The organism is Salinibaculum rarum, from assembly GCF_030505615.1.
GTDB lineage: Archaea > Halobacteriota > Halobacteria > Halobacteriales > Haloarculaceae > Salinibaculum > Salinibaculum rarum.
The window spans coordinates 836,951-853,149 of record NZ_CP129992.1 but is presented as its reverse complement, the minus strand read 5'-3'; the positions used below and the strand labels follow the sequence as shown (position 1 = coordinate 853,149).

Annotated in this window: 17 protein-coding genes and 1 tRNA gene; 2 read left to right on the top strand and 16 right to left on the bottom strand. The window is 65.1% G+C overall.

Translation table 11 applies throughout. The annotated features are described in order from the left end of the window. Positions 1–65: 65 nt before the first annotated feature. The 6 genes from QYL91_RS04660 to QYL91_RS04635 all read right to left on the bottom strand — a co-directional run bounded on the left by QYL91_RS04660 (position 66) and on the right by QYL91_RS04635 (position 2,733). Positions 66–1,043 carry a hypothetical protein gene (locus QYL91_RS04660; RefSeq protein WP_302082213.1) on the bottom strand — a complete coding sequence of 326 codons (978 nt, stop codon included), beginning with the start codon at positions 1,041–1,043 and terminating at the stop codon, positions 66–68. 122 nt (positions 1,044–1,165) lie between these two features. Beyond that, positions 1,166–1,247: transfer RNA gene (locus tag QYL91_RS04655), tRNA-Ser, on the bottom strand. Positions 1,248–1,274: 27 nt separating this feature from the next. After that, positions 1,275–1,478 carry a DUF7981 family protein gene (locus QYL91_RS04650; RefSeq protein WP_302082212.1) on the bottom strand — a complete coding sequence of 68 codons (204 nt, stop codon included), beginning with the start codon at positions 1,476–1,478 and terminating at the stop codon, positions 1,275–1,277. After that, positions 1,478–1,858, bottom strand: coding sequence for a Rid family detoxifying hydrolase (locus QYL91_RS04645; RefSeq protein WP_302082211.1), 381 nt, complete (start codon positions 1,856–1,858; stop codon positions 1,478–1,480). The genes QYL91_RS04650 and QYL91_RS04645 overlap by 1 nt, the downstream gene beginning before the upstream one ends. Positions 1,859–1,954: 96 nt before the next feature. Continuing rightward, positions 1,955–2,491, bottom strand: a complete 537-nt coding sequence (msrA, locus tag QYL91_RS04640) for a peptide-methionine (S)-S-oxide reductase MsrA (protein ID WP_302082210.1) — start codon at positions 2,489–2,491, stop codon at positions 1,955–1,957. Between the two features lie 62 nt (positions 2,492–2,553). Then, positions 2,554–2,733 carry a hypothetical protein gene (locus tag QYL91_RS04635; RefSeq protein ID WP_302082209.1) on the bottom strand — a complete coding sequence of 60 codons (180 nt, stop codon included), beginning with the start codon at positions 2,731–2,733 and terminating at the stop codon, positions 2,554–2,556. 93 nt (positions 2,734–2,826) lie between these two features. Here QYL91_RS04635 and ileS point away from each other — a divergent pair, with 93 nt between their 5' ends. Beyond that, positions 2,827–6,057 (top strand): isoleucine--tRNA ligase, encoded by a 3,231-nt coding sequence (gene ileS, locus QYL91_RS04630; protein ID WP_302082208.1) that lies wholly within the window; start codon positions 2,827–2,829, stop codon positions 6,055–6,057. 54 nt (positions 6,058–6,111) lie between these two features. On the opposite strand, the gene QYL91_RS04625 is transcribed toward ileS, so the two are convergent. The 10 genes from QYL91_RS04625 to QYL91_RS04580 all read right to left on the bottom strand — a co-directional run bounded on the left by QYL91_RS04625 (position 6,112) and on the right by QYL91_RS04580 (position 15,820). Then, on the bottom strand, positions 6,112–7,296 hold the full coding sequence (locus tag QYL91_RS04625) for an MFS transporter (RefSeq protein WP_302082207.1): 1,185 nt from the start codon (positions 7,294–7,296) through the stop codon (positions 6,112–6,114). A gap of 48 nt (positions 7,297–7,344) precedes the next feature. Then, positions 7,345–8,469: an ABC transporter substrate-binding protein gene (locus QYL91_RS04620; RefSeq protein ID WP_302082206.1), complete on the bottom strand. Its 1,125-nt coding sequence runs from the start codon at positions 8,467–8,469 to the stop codon at positions 7,345–7,347. A gap of 48 nt (positions 8,470–8,517) precedes the next feature. Beyond that, positions 8,518–9,414: an ABC transporter ATP-binding protein gene (locus QYL91_RS04615; protein ID WP_302082205.1), complete on the bottom strand. Its 897-nt coding sequence runs from the start codon at positions 9,412–9,414 to the stop codon at positions 8,518–8,520. Continuing rightward, a complete protein-coding gene (locus QYL91_RS04610; RefSeq protein ID WP_302082204.1) occupies positions 9,411–10,601 on the bottom strand; it encodes a FecCD family ABC transporter permease in 1,191 nt (396 codons plus the stop codon). The genes QYL91_RS04615 and QYL91_RS04610 overlap by 4 nt, the downstream gene beginning before the upstream one ends. Before the next feature lie 112 nt (positions 10,602–10,713). After that, positions 10,714–11,559, bottom strand: a complete 846-nt coding sequence (locus QYL91_RS04605; protein WP_302082203.1) for a ribose-phosphate diphosphokinase — start codon at positions 11,557–11,559, stop codon at positions 10,714–10,716. 52 nt (positions 11,560–11,611) lie between these two features. Further along, positions 11,612–11,818 (bottom strand): DUF8149 family protein, encoded by a 207-nt coding sequence (locus tag QYL91_RS04600; protein ID WP_302082202.1) that lies wholly within the window; start codon positions 11,816–11,818, stop codon positions 11,612–11,614. A gap of 40 nt (positions 11,819–11,858) precedes the next feature. Further along, positions 11,859–12,674, bottom strand: coding sequence for an HVO_0234 family beta-propeller protein (locus QYL91_RS04595; protein ID WP_302082201.1), 816 nt, complete (start codon positions 12,672–12,674; stop codon positions 11,859–11,861). Then, the gene (hemL, locus tag QYL91_RS04590; RefSeq protein WP_302082200.1) at positions 12,674–14,020 is read right to left on the bottom strand and encodes a glutamate-1-semialdehyde 2,1-aminomutase; all 1,347 of its coding nucleotides are present in this window, start codon (positions 14,018–14,020) and stop codon (positions 12,674–12,676) included. Before hemL ends, QYL91_RS04595 begins: the two co-directional genes overlap by 1 nt. A gap of 82 nt (positions 14,021–14,102) precedes the next feature. Continuing rightward, on the bottom strand, positions 14,103–14,450 hold the full coding sequence (locus tag QYL91_RS04585) for a P-II family nitrogen regulator (RefSeq protein WP_302082199.1): 348 nt from the start codon (positions 14,448–14,450) through the stop codon (positions 14,103–14,105). Then, entirely contained in the window at positions 14,447–15,820 is a 1,374-nt protein-coding gene (locus tag QYL91_RS04580) for an ammonium transporter (RefSeq protein ID WP_417750572.1), read from the bottom strand. The genes QYL91_RS04585 and QYL91_RS04580 overlap by 4 nt, the downstream gene beginning before the upstream one ends. A 229-nt stretch (positions 15,821–16,049) precedes the next feature. Here QYL91_RS04580 and QYL91_RS04575 point away from each other — a divergent pair, with 229 nt between their 5' ends. Continuing rightward, positions 16,050–16,181, top strand: coding sequence for a hypothetical protein (locus tag QYL91_RS04575; protein WP_302082198.1), 132 nt, complete (start codon positions 16,050–16,052; stop codon positions 16,179–16,181). Positions 16,182–16,199: the final 18 nt, after the last annotated feature.

Here is a 16,199-nt window from a genome sequence, read left to right as displayed (position 1 = left end):
GGCCCACTCGGAGAAGAATCTGCCGGGTCGGTTATTTTTGTATATAATACTGGCGGTGGCGGCAGTCAGTTCGCGAGCGCGGGGTCGTCGAGAGCCCTATCGAGGCCCCACATCAGGAGACACGCGGTAAACGCGACCGTTCCGAGTTTGCCACCCGAGCCGGCAAACGCCGGTGTGACGCCGACGTAGACGAACCCGCTGAGAAGGCCGGCGAGTGTCACCAGCGAGAGCGACGGCAGGCGCGTCGTCGAGACCATCCCGACGAAGGACCCGGCAAAGGCGGCCGTGGCGACGACCCCCGCGAGTTCGGGAGCGAAAAGCGGTGGGGCGAGCAGACCCGCGACGAGACCGACCGTGGCAGACCCGACGACAGCGCCGTGGTCATAGTGGACGCTGAGCAGGAAGGCAGCGACGGCGCCACCGGTCGCAGCGACGAGAGCCGCCGCGGCGGGCGCTGTAGAGAGCGCGCTGGCGGGCGCGTACGTGTACGATGTCGGGACGACTACAGCGGTACAGCCGACGAAGGCCGTCGTCCCGAGTTTCCCGCCGAAGCCGTTGAACACCCGTTTGGCGAGGACGTAGACGACTGCGGCGACGAGACTCGCGGCGGCGACCGGTCCCAGCGTCGGGAGGACCGCTGCCGAGACCATCCCGACGAAGCTCCCGCAGTAGGCGGGTGCGGCCTGTTCGTCGACGGTGAGCGCAGCAAAGAGGCCGACGAGCGCCGAGGCGACGACGGGGCCCTGGCCCAGCGAGACGGAGACGGCAAACGTGAGCGGGCCGGCGACAGCGACGGCGAGTGCGTCGGCAGCGTCGCTGGGCTGGAGGCGTGCCGTCTCGACAGTCTCGCTGAAGAAGGCGTCGCGGAACTCCCGGCGGCCGGTATCGACAGTGACGACCCCGAGGAGACCGGCAGCGACCGCGGCGATGGCCGAGGGGGCCGGGCCGTCCCCGAGAGCAAAGACCGCAAGCGCGACAAACAGCGTCGCTGCGGCGGCATAGAGGCTCCCGGCGAGCAACTGAATCGGGCGCGGCAGGTGCACGTTCGAGACCCCGCCGCTCGTGAAAATAGGTCCATCGGTCCGGAGATTATCCAGAGAATACGAGCATTCGCGACTGCTGGTATCTGTTGCTGTCGCTTCGCACTTGCAGTCGGTACAGAAAACGCCAGGACTGGGATTTGAACCCAGAATCCCGGAAGGGAACACGCTTTCCAGGCGTGCGCCTTACCGTTCGGCCATCCTGGCTCGTACGAGTCTTGGACGGTAGACCGATTAAGGGCTTTCGTTCTGGAGCAGTCGCGGCCGGACGGCGTGGCTGAGTGCCGTCGTCGCGACCAGGACCGCGAGCGCGCCAGCGGCCATCGGCCCCAGCCCCAGAAAGTCGTCGGCGACGAGGTGATACCCCTGTACTAACACGAGAAACGCCATCGCGCCGACGGCACCCCACAGCACGCTCGATTTGAGTTGGGGGTCCATCACTTCGTGGCGACGGCCTCTATCTCCACGCCGACGCCCTTCGGGAGCGCATCGACGCCCACGGCACTGCGAGCCGGCGGTTCCTCGTCGAAAAAGGTCCCGTAGATGTCGTTCATCGCGTCGAAATCGTCGATGTCGTCGAGATACACCGTCACCTTCAGCACGTCGGACATGCCGACGCCGGCCGCCTCGAGGACGGCCTGCACGTTCTCTAGGGCTTGCTCGGTCTGGACGTCGATAGCCGCGCCGTCGAGCAAGTCACCCTCGGGCGTGAGCGGTATCTGGCCGGCGGTGAAGACGACGTCGTCCGTTTCGGTCGCCTGACTGTACGCGCCGACGGCCGCGGGCGCCCGGTCGGTGCTGACGATTTCTTTTCCCATGCCTCAATTCGCGCCCGCGACGCCTATAAAACTCACCGCACTGTCGTGGCGTCGGCGAGTGGAAGAAATCGGGAAAGAGAGACGGACAAACGCGACTCAGGAATCCGCAAGTTTGTCGGCGTGTTTGGCTTCCATCTTCTCCAGTTTCGGCGGAATCTGCATCTGGCAGTAGGGCTGGTTGGGGTGTTTCTCGAAGTAGTCCTGGTGTTTGTCCTCGGCGACGTAGAACGTCTCCAGTGGCGCGACCTCGGTGACGATACCGCTGTACTCACCACTCGCTTCGAGGTGGTCGATGTAGTCCTCGACAATCTGACGCTGTTCGTCGTCGTGGTAGTAGACGCCAGAGCGATATTGTGAGCCGACGTCGGGTCCCTGCCGGTCCTCAGTCGTCGGGTCGTGGATGGTAAAGAACACCTCAAGCAGGTCCTCGTAACTAATTTCGTCGGGGTCGTAGGTTATCTGGACGGCTTCGGCGTGGCCGGTGGTTCCGGCACAGACCGCTTCGTAGGTCGGATTCTCGACGTGGCCGCCGCAGTAGCCCGAGACGACCGACTCGACGCCGCGGACGCGCTCGAAGGCTGCCTCGACACACCAGAAACACCCGCCGGCGACCGTCGCCTGTGCTGTTGACATACAGCGGTATTGGGACTCGTGACCTAAAGCGACTGCGCCAAACTGGCGAGGGCCGTGCGTCGCTACTCCTCGCTTTCGGAGCGGCCGTCGACCACGAGAAGAACCAGCAAAACGATGGCGGCCACAAGCGCCGGCAGTATGGGGTCCTGGGTGAGTGCGGCAGTGACAGTCCCCGAGCCGAGTACAAGAATACCGATGACCATGCCCCGAAGAGGAAGCCGGTCCAGCGAGAGCGAAACCATACAGGGGCATCTACGAGGCGGAAAATAAGCGTTGGTTTCGAGTCCGGGGCGAATACCGATTGGCCTTTACCGACGGCACCGGATGAAGTGGATATGAGCAGCCACGACGACGCCGACGGCGAGGGACCGTCGCGCTTTGCGGCGGTCGACGACCAGTACGACCCCCACGCGGTCGAGGACCGCGTCTTCGACTACTGGGAGGCCGTCGACGCCTACGAGCAGACCGTCGAGCACCGCGCCGACGAGGAGCCCTTCTTCTTCGTGGACGGCCCACCCTACACCTCCGGGGCCGCCCACATGGGCACCGCCTGGAACAAGACGCTCAAAGACGCCTACATCCGCTATTACCGGATGCAGGGCTACGACGTGACCGACCGGCCGGGCTACGACATGCACGGCCTGCCAATCGAGACGAAAGTCGAGGAGCAACTCGACTTCGACTCGAAAAAGGACATCGAGGAGTACGGCGAGGAGAACTTCATCGAGGAGTGCAAGGACTTCGCCGACGAGCAACTGGCGGGACTCCAGGGCGATTTCAAGTCCATCGGCGTCTGGATGGACTGGGACGACCCCTACAAGACCGTCTCCCCCGAGTACATGGAAGCCGCCTGGTGGGGATTCAAGCAGGCCCACGAGCGGGGCCTCGTCGAACAGGGCAAACGCGCCATCAACCAGTGTCCACGCTGTGAGACCGCTATCGCGAACAACGAGGTCGAACGCGACGAAGTGGGCGCACCCTCTATTTACGTCAAATTCGACCTCACCGACCGCGAGGGGAACCTCGTCATCTGGACGACGACACCCTGGACCATCGTCGCAAACACCTTCGTCGCCGTCGACGAGGAGTTGACCTACGTTGCCCTCGAGGGAACGACTGCCGGAGAGACCGAACGCATCTACGTCGCCGAACCGGTCGCCGAAGAGGTGGCAGAGTGGGCCGAGTACGACGAGTGGGAAATCGTCGAGGAACTGACCGGCGACGAACTCGTCGGCTGGGAGTACGAACACCCACTGGCCGAGGAAGTCCCCGAACATCCAGACTTCGAGGGCGCTGGCCAGGTGTACACCGCCGACTACGTGGAGGCAGACCGAACCGGGCTGGTCCACTCCGCACCGGGCCATGGTGAAGAGGACTTCGAGCGCGGACAGGAACTCGGCCTCGACGTGTTCTCGCCGGTCGGTCCCGACGGCGTGTTCACAGAACAGGCAGGCACCTTCGAAGGTAAGTACGTCAGAGACGCCGACGACGACGTGATTGGGACCCTCGACGAGAAGGGCAATCTCCTCGCGAGCGAGGAGGGCCACAGCATCAACGAGGGGCACTGCTGGCGCTGTGACAGCGAAATCGTCCGTATCGTCACCGACCAGTGGTTCATCACCGTCTCGGAAATCAAAGACGAACTGCTCGACAACATCGACGACAGCGAGTGGCACCCACAGGAGGCCCGCGACGAGCGCTTCCGGAACTTCGTGGAGGACTCGCCCGACTGGAACGTCTCCCGGCAGCGCTACTGGGGGATTCCGATTCCGATCTGGACTCCCGAAGGTGTCGAAGACCCCGGCCCTGACGAGTGGTTCGTCGTCGGTGACCGCGAGGAACTGGCCGAACTGGTCGACCAGGACGTCGACCCCGAGGAGGTCGACCTGCACAAGCCGACCGTCGACGACCTGACTATCACCGAGGACGGGACGACCTACACGCGCGTCGCGGACGTCTTCGACGTGTGGCTCGACTCCTCGGTGGCGACGTGGGGGACACTGAACTACCCCAGTCAGGAAGCGGACTTCGAGGAACTGTGGCCCGCCGACCTCATCATGGAGGCCCACGACCAGACCCGCGGGTGGTTCTGGTCACAGCTCGGCATGGGCACGGCCGCACTCGGCGACGTCCCGTACGAGGAAGTGCTGATGCACGGCTGGGCGCTGGCCGAGGACGGCCGGAAGATGTCCAAATCCATCGGCAACGTCGTCACGCCACAGGAAGTCATCGAGAAACACGGCGCGGACCCGATGCGCCTGTTCTTGCTCTCGGTGAACCCGCAGGGCGACGACATGCGCTTCTCGTGGGACGAAATCGAGAACATGCAGCGGGACCTGAACATCCTCTGGAACGTCTTCCGGTTCCCGCTACCGTACATGCGGCTGGATGACTTTGACCCGGAGGAAGTGACAGTAGAGGACGCCCACCTGGAGACTGTCGACGAGTGGGTCCTCTCCCGGCTCCAGGCCGTCGAAAGCGAGATGGCCGAGCACTGGGACGACCACCGCCAGGACCGCGCGCTCGATGCGCTGCTCGAGTTCGTCGTCGAGGACGTCTCACGCTTTTACATCCAGGTGGTCCGCGAGCGGATGTGGGAAGAAGACGAGAGCGACTCCAAGCAGGCCGCCTACGCCACGTTTTATCACCTGCTCACGGAGGTCGTCACCCTCTTTGCGCCGTACGCGCCGCTGGTCGCGGACGAAATCTACGGCACGCTCACCGGCGACGCCGGCTACGACACCGTCCACATGCGCGACTGGCCGGAGGCGGACCCGTCGCTGCGAGACCCGGCACTCGAAGACGACATCGAGGTCGTCCGCGCAGTCGAGGAGGCGGGGTCGAACGCCCGCCAGCAGGCAGAGCGCAAGCTCCGCTGGCCCGTCCCGGAAGTCGTCGTCGACGTACCCGACGAGCGCGTGGCCGACGCCATCCAGCGCCGGAGCGCGCTCATCGCCGACCGGCTGAACGCCCGCGACGTGAGCATCGTCGGCCCCGACGAGGGTGGCTGGGGCGAACTCGCCTACTCCGCACAGGCCGATATGAGCGTCCTCGGACCCGCCTTCGGTGACGACGCCGGCCGCATCATGGGCGCGCTCAACGAGGCCCGCATCGACGAGCCTAATCTCGCGACGCTGGAGGCGGCCGTCGAAGACGCGACCGGACTGGACGTAGAGCTCACCGACGAGATGGTCGAATTTGTCACCGAGACGCCAGCGGGGGTCTCTGGCACCGAGTTCGAAGCGCTCGACAGCGCGGGCGTCGTCTACGTCGACACCTCGCTGACCGAAGACATCGAGAGCGAAGGGTACGCTCGCGAGGTCATCCGCCGGGTCCAGGAGATGCGCAAAGAACTGGACCTCGACATCGAGGAGGAGATTACGGTCGACCTCGACGTGGCCGACGAGCGCGTGGCCGACCTCGTTCGCGAGCGCGAGAGCCTCATCGCCGAGGAAGTCCGTGCGGAGTCGTTCGGTGCCGTCGAGGACGGCCACCGCGAAACGTGGGACGTCGAGGGCGTCGAGATGGACATCGCAATCGAGCCGGTCGCGACAGAGACCGCCTAAATCTGCGACTGCCCCGCCGTAGTCGGGGAGGCGCCCCGGGAATTTCTGCCGCCGCTATCGCCGGTACTGGCGTGCGAGGATAACCGCCCCGAAGAGGAACGCGCCGACGAGCGCCCAGAACGCGAGCGCGTACGTGGCGACGTCGGCGACGATACCGACGAAGCCGGGACCGACCGCGTTCGCCGCCAGGAAGACACCGCGGGCGGCACCGAGGTCACCCCCGACGCTGTCTGCCGGTGCGGCCTCCATCACCACTGCGTCGGCGATCGGAAACTGCGTCTTGTACCCGACAGACGTGAGGATGGTCCCGAGGGCGACGAATGGGAGCGACGGTGCGAGGATGATAAGCGCCAGGCCGCCGGCGGCGACGAGCAGGCCGACGATGCTGACAAGCAGGCGGGGAAAGCGGTCGCTTACCTCCCCCGCGGTCGGTTTGACGAGGATGCCGACCGCGAAGATGAGCGCGAACGCCCCACTGGCAAGCGCCGCTGAAAAGCCGCTGTTCTCGACCAGCAACAGGGGGTAGAAGTTGGTGAGCCCGCCGACCGCGAAGTAAAAGAGCGCGTACGCGAGCAGTCGCTCGCGCTGGGTCTGGGTCGCGACGATGCGGCGAGCGGTCTCGCCGGGTTCCAGCGGGACACGCTCGACAGAGTAGGTCTCGCGGTTCCAGACGACAAACAGCAGCGTAACGAGTGCGACCAGGACGATAATCGGGGCGAACGCGACCCGCCAGACCGTCGTCGCGAGGACGGCGGCCGCAAGGCCCGCCGCGATGAGGCCACCGAGGTCGGTCCCCGCCGAGAAGATACCCAGCGCCCGACCGCGACTGCTGACGAAGAGGTCCCCGAGCAGCACCCGCGCCGGGCTGGCAAACAGCCCCTTGCCGATGCCAAGCAGGAGGAGTCCAGCGACGAACACGGCCACTGTCGTGCTGACACCCACGAGAGAGAAGCCGACCAGAAGAACGAGAAATCCGGGCAGGATAAGCGACGCCCGGGAGAGACTATCGGAGTAGGTGCCGCTGGGATACTGCGCGACGGCGTAGACGAGCCCGAAGGCCGTCAGCGCGAGGCCGGCCCCACCGGAAGAAAGCGCGAAGGTTTCGGTGATAGGCGGGAGCAGCGGCGGGAGGAGAAAGCGACCGGCCTGCAGCGTGGCCCAGCCAAGCGAGAGCGCAAGCAGCATGCGATTGCGGTAGCTGGCGGCCGGCAACACACCGTCGAGCCGTTCGCTCTGCACGGGTCGGTGTAGCAAAGCGGCGTATTTCAATGAACGGAAAGCTTGTTGTCAGATATCACCGGCGACGATATTGGCGACGCGCGTGCGGTCGAACAACTGCTCGTCGACGTCGTAGAGTTGCGCTGCGGTGCGCTCTGTCAGGACCATATACGTGATAGGACCCTGATAGAGGCCGCCGGCGCGATAGACGTCACCGTTCTGGACGGCTGTGAGTTCGCTCGCGACAGCGTGGTCCTGCAGGAACTCCACGACGGTGCGCTGGAACTCGGATGCAGACGTTGCCTCGTAGCCACGGAGCATCAGGACCTCGGGGTCGACGTTCAGCAGGGTTTCGAGGTCGATTGCGGCCCGGCTGGCGTGGAAGTCCTTGATGTCCGACTCCGCGAGCGCATCGCGGACACCCAGCTGGTTGAGGTGCTTGAATCCGGTCCCTTCGCCGATGGCGTAGGGGTAGAACTGCTCGGGCTGGTCGCCTACACCCCAGAGGACGGCGACTTCGGGTCGCTCGGCGACACCGGGGACGACGGGTGCCAGGTTCGACTCGAAGTCGTCGTGGACGGCCTCGAAGGCCTCGAAGCGGTCGGTGCGCTGGAAGACTGTGGCGAGTTTCTCGAAGGCCTCGTAGAGGGTGTAGTAGCGGTAGTCGTCGTGCCACGGGTAGTGCTGGGCGTAGATGCAGTTTCCGAAGAAGGGGCCGACGGTGTCTCGAATCTCGTCGACGTCCTCCTGTTTCCAGTCGCTAAAGCGGTTCATGAGGAAGTTCGGGTCTATCACGTGGACGTCGGCGTCGAAATCGTAGAACTGCTCTTTGCCGACCCCGTCCTGATAGAGCGAGGCCATGTCGCTTTTGTCCACGGAGACGCCGTCGACAGCGTCGTAGTACTGGGTGTGATAGCGCCGCGTCAGCCAGACGCCTTCCGGCGGTTCCAGCCCGAGTGCGATACCCATGTCCGCCCAACTGCCGTTGTTTGCGACCCACGTCTCGGGAACGCTGTCGAAGGTCACCTCGCCGACCGGCTCGATGGAGACAGTGTAGGAACCATCGCCACCACCGGTCCCGTCCTCGGCGGAGCCAGCACAACCGGCCAGCGCGCCGCCAGCGAGGAGCGCCCCGCCGTACCTGAGTGTGTCTCTGCGTGTCAGTCCGCGGTCTGCGTTCGGTGTTTCGACCATACTTTAGGCTAGCCTAAAACATTGATAACTGCTCCGGTTTTGGCTGGCCTAAAACGTCGCGTGCGGGTCGGCACCGTCGGCGTCGTGGAGTGGCTGGAGCGGCGTAATCTGGGGGCCATTAGGCGTGTCGGTCACACGGGCATCGATGCCAAACACCGTCGCGAGCAGGTCCTCGGTGACGACGTCGGCAGGCGACCCGCGTGCCTGGACGGTGCCGTCGGCGAGTGCGACCATGTAATCGGCGTGGCGGGCGGCCTGCTGGATGTCGTGGAGGACGACGACGATGGTCATATCGCTCTCGTCGCGGAGCGTTTCGAGTATCTCCATCACCTCTAGCTGGTGGTGCAAATCGAGGAACGTCGTCGGCTCATCGAGCAAGAGCACGTCCGTCTCCTGTGCGAGTGCCATCGCAATCCAGACGAGTTGTTTCTGCCCGCCGCTGAGACTGGTAAGCGTTCGCTCGCGGAGGTGGTCGACACCCGCGAGGTCGATTGCCTCCTCGATGGCAGCCACGTCCTCGTCGGTGAGACCGTCGAAGAAGCCGCGATGTGGGTAGCGGCCGTGTGCGACCAGTTTCTCGACGGTGAGCGTCTCCGGTGCGGTGTTCTCCTGGGTGAGCAAGCCGAGTTGCTGGGCGAGTTCCTTCTGGTCGAGGTCGTGAATCTCACGGCCGTCGAGTGTGACCGTGCCAGCCTCGGGGTCGAGCTGGTCTGCCAGCCCCTTCAGGAGCGTACTCTTGCCACTGCCGTTTGGCCCGACCAGCGCCGTGACCTGTCCGGGGGCGGCGGCAAGTGACTCACCCTCGACGACGAGTCCGTCGGCGCCGTCGTAGCCGAGGTGCAGGTCCTCGCCGACGAAGGTCACACCGGACGCGGTGCCGGAGACGGTGGGATTGTCAGTGGTCGATACCGTGTCTGCCGTGGGAGGTGTCTGGTGTTTGCTCATAGTTCACCGATGTGGTCCTGTCTGCGCATCAGATAGAGGAAGTACGGACCGCCGACGAGGCCGGTGACGATGCCGACGGGAACCTGCCCGGCAGAGCCAACGAGGAGTTGCATCCCGAGGCGAGCGCCCGCGTCGGCGACGACCAGCAGGGCCGGTCCGGCGAACAGACAGCCGACGACGATTCGCTTGTAGTCACTGCCGACGATGTTGCGCACCACATGGGGGACGACGAGTCCGACGAAGCCGACGATGCCCGCCACGGCGATACTCGCCGACGCCGCCAACACCGCCACCCCAGAGAGGGCAAACCGGACGCGTTCGACGTTCATGCCGAGGGAACTCGCGGTCTGCTCGCCCAGCAGGAGGACGTTGAGCTGGCGGGCACTGACGAGCGCGAGCCCCATCGCCAGCACCGTCCACGGGAGCGTCATCCGTACCTGCTCCCAGTCCGTGCCGGTCAGCGACCCCGTCGTCCACGCGATGGCCGACTGGACGACCCCGACGTCCTGTGCGAAAAAGAACAGCCCCGTCTGGAGGCTCTGGAAGACAGTGCTGACGATGACACCGGCGAGCACGAGTCGAATCGGCGACGTGCCGTTCTGCCACGCGATGGCGTAGACGAGCAGGAACGCGAGCGACCCACCAAGCGCCGCGACGATGGGAAGGAAGACAGCGAGACCGGAAAAGAGGACGAGCGTCACGAGAATCGCGAGGCCGGCCCCGGAGGAGACGCCGAGGATGTACGGGCTGGCGAGTTCGTTGCGCGTGACCGCCTGAAAGATGGCACCTGAGACGGCGAGATTCATCCCGACGAGGACGGCCACGACCACCCGCGGCAGGCGGATGTTCCAGACGATAAGCGACTCCGTGTTCAGTTCCGGCTGGTGGGCACTGACGAGTATCGCGTCCCACTGGGCCGGATTGAGCAGGGCGCTCGGGTCGAGCACGCCACCGAGTAGAAAGTGCGCCCAGACGCGCACGTCGAAGATGACCTTCGGGTTGAAGACGGCCCAGAACGCCTCGGCGAAGGTCATCTCGTAGCTCCCGTAGCGAAACTGCACGAGTCCGGCGACGGCGGTGATGGCGAGACTGCCGAGAACAACCGCCAGGAGCGACCGGTCGAACCACGCAAGAGGGCCCTCGCGGTCCGTGCCTGACTCCGTCGCCATTGTGGGCTCACCCGCCATCGCCGTCCCTCGCCTCCATACGTTTTAGGCCCGCCTAATAGCATAAATCACTTCCGGATTTTAGGCACCCCTAAACAGCTGCAAACTGGAGTGAAACGCAGGTAGCGGGTCGTTACAGCGCGTCGGCGATAGCGGGCGCGACGCTCACTTCGCTGACCGACCGCTCGATGGTGTCGGTCCCGTAAATCGTTTCGACGCCGGCACGAGAGAGTTTCAGGACGGCGTTGCTCGCCAGCAGCGGGTGGACGCAGGTGACATACACCGAGCGCGCGTCCCGGTCGTTCAGAACGGCGACGGACTCGCTCATCGTCGACCCGGTGGCGATGATGTCGTCGACGAGGACGACATCGCGGTCGCCGACGGCGGCGTCGCTGGGCGTGATTTCGACGTCGGTCCCGGAGTGGCGCGTCTTCTCGAAGTAGTCGGTGTCACCACGGCCGTAGGCGTCGGCGACGGTCCTCGCGAGGTCGATTGCACCCTCGTCGGGCGAGAGAAACAGGGGGTCGGCCAGGTCGTCGGGAAGCGGGTTCGCGAGACAGCCAGCGGCGTCGACAGCCTCGGCGGGGACGGTGAAGTAGTCACAGACCGCGTCCTCGTGGGGGTTGACCGTGAGAATTCGGTCGGTGCCCGTGGAGATGGCGCGGGCGACCGCGCGGGCGGAGACGGGTTCACCCTCCTCGAAAGCGCGGTCCTGGCGGGCATAGCCCATGTACGGGAGGACGGTCGTCACCTGGCTGGCGCCGGCTTCCCGAGCGGCGTCTTGCAACTGAAGGCACTCGATGTGGGCCTCGTCCGAGACCGTCGAGGCGACGACGAGCGCGTGGTCGTCGACCTCGTCGACGCGTACCATGCCTTCGCCGTCGGGGAACCGCTGGAACTCGACGGGAGCGAGCGACTCGCCGGTCACCGCGGCGAGTTCGGCCGCGAGCGCCTGCGTGCTGGACCCGGAGACAATCATGTTGGAGGAGTCGCCACCGGGCCTAAACCACTTTTCGATACCCACCCATCGACTACTCCAGCAGCCCCATGTCCTCGGCGACGAGGTCCTGGACCTGTTCGGCGAGTGTCGGGTCGACCTGTGCGTGTTCCTCGCCGTCGTGTTGGTTCTCGTTGTGGGTCTCCAGCATCTCCCCGACGTCGGAGAGGGGTATCGTGGTTTCGGTCCCGCATACTTCGCAGACGATAGGGACCTCTGGCTCGTCGGTATCGGCGGTCATGCCCGACTGTACACGCGAGGGGGGCAAAACCGGTCCGGTTTCAGGGAACGGCCAGTCCGACGACCTTGCGAACGCCGAGCGCGCGCGAGCGCCAGCCACCCTGTCCGTCGGGCGTCAGTTCCGGCGCGGCGTAGACGAAGACGGTCCCGTCAGCGGTCACCGCATAGAGGCTCTCGCCGTACGCGATGTCGGCGATGGCGGTGTCGGTCGGCAGGTCGTGGACCCGCCAGTCGCCGTCCTGTACCGTGAGCAGTCCGTCCTCGCTGATAGCGTGGGCACGCTCGTCGTCAGCGGTGACGAGCGCACAGTCGCCGCCTGCGACGCGCGTCCAGCCGTCGTCGTAGGCCAGCAGGCCGTCGGCCGTCGCGGCGTAGGGACCCGCCGCGGCCACGTCACGGACGGTCGGTCCCGCATCGAGGTCGAACAGGCCGGCGGCGACGCGGACGACGCTGTCGCGGGTGGCAAGCAGGTTGCCGTCCATCCGACGGGGACCGGTGACGCTCCCGACGGTCACCCACTCGTCGCCCTCCAGGCGGGCGACAGTGCCGTCGGGGGCGACAGCCAGCGGCGTCCCGTCGTCGATACCGACCACGCTGGCCCCGCCGAAGTTCGTCTCGGCGAAGCCCTCGCCGGTCCCCACGAAGACGTCCGATTCGGTGCCGACGACGAGTTTGCCGTCCGCACCGGCGATAGAGGTGGCGGGCTCGTCGTGAACGAGCGAGAAGCGCCCGATCTGGTCGCCGGCGACTTCGATTTGCGTGACCCCCATATCGGAGGCGACGAAGGCAGTCGTTTCGTCCCGTTTCTCGCCGTAGACGCGCTTTTCGTCGAGTGCGATGTCGTCTTCTGCGGGCATTATAGGGCCTCCTTGTAGGCTTCGAGCGTCTGTTCGATGTCCTCTTCGGTGTGGGCTGCACAGACGAACTGCGATTCGAACTGGTTTGCCGGCAAGAGGACCCCCTCCTCTTGCATCTGTGAGCGAAAGAGCCTGACCCAGCGTTCGGTCTCCGCCTGTGTGACATCGTGGCCGTTCTTCGGACAGGCCTCGTAGCGCGGACAGGACGGGCGCTGTCGACAGCCGGCTTCACAGTGGTCGGTGCGGTCGGTGCGTGCGTCGCCGCCGTCCCGGGTGAAGATGACCTTGAACATCGAGTCGCTGCCGACGACGGTGTACTCCGGTGCCTCGTCGGCGAGGATGTCGGTCAGCCCCGAGCGCAACTGCTCGGCCAGACCGTTGATGTGGTCGTAGACGTCGTTCTCGGCGGCGTAGCGCAGCGTCTCCAGGCCGGCGGCCATCGTCACCGGGTGCCCCGAGAAGGTGCCCGACTGGAACACGTCGCCCGCGGGCGTGAACTGCTCGATGAGTTCCGACCGGCCGCCGATAGCGCCGACCGGGAAGCCGCCGCCGATTATCTTGGCGAAGGTCGTCAGGTCCGGTTCGATGTCGAACTTGCCCTGGGCACACTGGAGCCCGCCGACGCGGAAGCCGGTGATGACCTCGTCGAAGACAAGCAGCGCGCCGTGTTCGTCGGTCACTTCCCGGAGATGGTCGTGATAGCCGTCTTCGGGGTAGACAATGCCGTAGTTGCCCAGAATCGGCTCGGTGAGGACGGCGGCGATGTCCTCGCCGTGTTCCGCGAAGACGCGGTCGATTGCCGCCTCGTCGTTGAACGGGACGGCGATGGTGTGTTCCGCGAAGGAGTCGGGGATGCCGGGCGAGGAGGGCGCCGTGTGGTCGCCCTCGCCCTCGACGAGCGTCGACTCCTGGGCGCCGTGGTAGCCACCCTGCATGACGACGATTTTGTCACGGCCGGTGTAGGCGCGGGCGAGTCGGACCGCAGACACCGTCGCCTCGGTCCCGCTGTTGACGAAGCGAAGCATGTCGACGCTGGCGACGTGGCGGGTGATGAACTCGGCCAGTTCCACCTCGACTTCCGTCGGGACACCGTACATCGGTCCCTCGGCAGAGTACTGCTGGACGACCGACTGGACGCGGTCGGGCATGTCGTGGCCCAGCAGGAGTGGGCCATAGCCCATCACGTAGTCGATGTAGCGGTTGCCGTCGGCGTCGATGACGTGGCCGCCGTCGCCGCGTTCGACGAAGACGGGATAGGGCTGGGTCGCCCGGACGGAGGAGTTGACCCCGCCCGCCAGTACAGAGAGCGCACGGTCGTACAGCGACCGGGACTGCTCGTGAGTCATGACTGGCGGTTTGTGGGGCACCCGAAAGAAGGTAACGCGTCACGCACGGGACAGTGCGCGTTCGTGGTCAGCGGTCGCGCGGTCAGACCGCGTCGGGACCGCGCTTGCCGGTCCGAATCTGTACTGCGTCGTCGACGGGCATCACGAATATCTTCCCGTCGCCGGGTTCGCCCGTGTGGGCGGCATCTTCGATGGCATCGACGACGTCGCCGGCGGGGATGTCGGCGACGAAACATTCGATTTTGACCTTCTGGTGGAGGTCGACCGTGTACTCCTCGCCGCGCCACTGCCCTTTCTTCGCGGGTTGGGAACCACGCCCGGAGACGTTCGTCACTGTCAACGACGGCGCGCCGGCCTCAGCGAGGCTCTGTTTGACATCGCCCAGTTTGTCCGGGCGGATGTACGCGACGACCATTTCGATTTCACTCATTCGTTGTCACCTCCCGTAATGTCAGTGCCGCCGTCGGTCTTGAAGGTTGGGCCGCCGTCGGCGACGACACTGTCGGAGCCACCGAACTCGGGGTAGGTCTCGACGCCGTGTTCGGAGACGTCCAGCCCTTCCTGCTCGTGTTTGGGAGTGACACGCGCCTGGCCCGCAGCCTTGAGGACGTACCAGATGAGGCCGGTCGTGACGACCGTCCAGCCGAGGATGGCGGCCACGCCGACGACCTGGGCGAGGAACGCGTTCGCGACGGACGGGCCGAGGTCAGCAGCGACGAAGGGGAACGCGAGCGTCCCGAGCACGCCGGCGCTTCCGTGGACGGGGAAGACCGCACACACGTCGTCGATACCCAGTTTCTCGGTCAGTTCGAAGACGACCGGGAGCTGTGCGCCGGCGAGGAGGCCGAGCAACAGCGCGCCCCACCACGAGGCGGCGTCCGGAATCGCCGTGATGACGACGAGGCCGGCGAGCAGCCCGTTGGCGACGTAGAGGGTGTCGACCTTGCCGGTCTTGGCCCAGGCGACGAAGCCGGCGCCGATAGCGCCCATCGCCATCGCTACCGTCGTCGTCATCGCGACGCGGCCGAGGACGGCTCCATTAAAGGCGATACCGCCCGTGATTGCGCCGTTCTCGACGGTCACGGCGGAGACGCTGAGGATGGCCGCAGTTCCGACGTTGAACCCGTACCAGCCGAAGGCGAGCACGAGCGTCCCGAGGACGGCGAAGGTCATCGAGTGGCCGGGGATGACGTTCACCGAGCCGTCGTCGTTGAAGCGCCCGATACGGGGACCGAGGACGTACGCGGCGGTCAGTCCAGCGACACCACCCATCGCGTGGACGATAGTTCCGCCAGCGAAGTCGTAGAAGACCGCATCACCGAACTGGATGTAGCTGCCAGCCCACGTGATGCCGGTGACGACAGGGTAGATGATTGCCGCAAGGAGGAACGTGTAGGTCACGTACGCGCGGAGTTTCGCGCGGCCGGCGACGGCCCCGGAGACGATGGTCGCCGCCGTCATGGCGAAGACCGCACCGTAGAGCCAGCCGTCAGCCCAGCTCGCGGGGTCGTCGAAGGGGACGAAGTTGAAACCGCTCCCGCCGACGAGACTACTCACGCCGGCGCCGATGAGGAAAAACACCACCACGCCGATACTCCACGTCAGGAGGTTCTTCGTCAACTGGTTGGCGACGTTCTTCGAGCGCACCTGTCCCGCCTCGAGCATGGCGAAACCGGCGTGCATGAAGAAGATAAGGAAGGATACGGTCAGTATCCACATGTAGTTGATACTCGTTCCGAGCGCGTTGATGTTCTCCGCGAACGTCTCTGCCGATACCTGCAATGGGATTGGGTCTAGCATTCTGAGTTTCTCACCTGTATTGTGTGTTAGCGTTTGTGTGTTCGTTTGTCCAGCTTTCTTCGCGAAACCTACTGTATCGTTGTTCTTCTCACGAGATATCCTACCGGAATACACCCACATAAGAGTTTGCTTTAAATGACGCAAAATTTCCGCACTTTGGTGGACTTTCGTCCAGTATACAGAAGAATATTAGCTGTATAAGGATGTAATTCGTCCAGAACGCAGACGTATGTCAGCCTGTTTTCTGACGTTCGTCGACCCCGAGCGGATACGACATCGGCAAAACCCGGGCGCAGACGCCGCGCGCGTCCCGCTGGCGACGGACGTGGAAAGCGCCGTGCCCGGCCAGCTCCAGGACTGAGACGCGGATTCGTCGCTC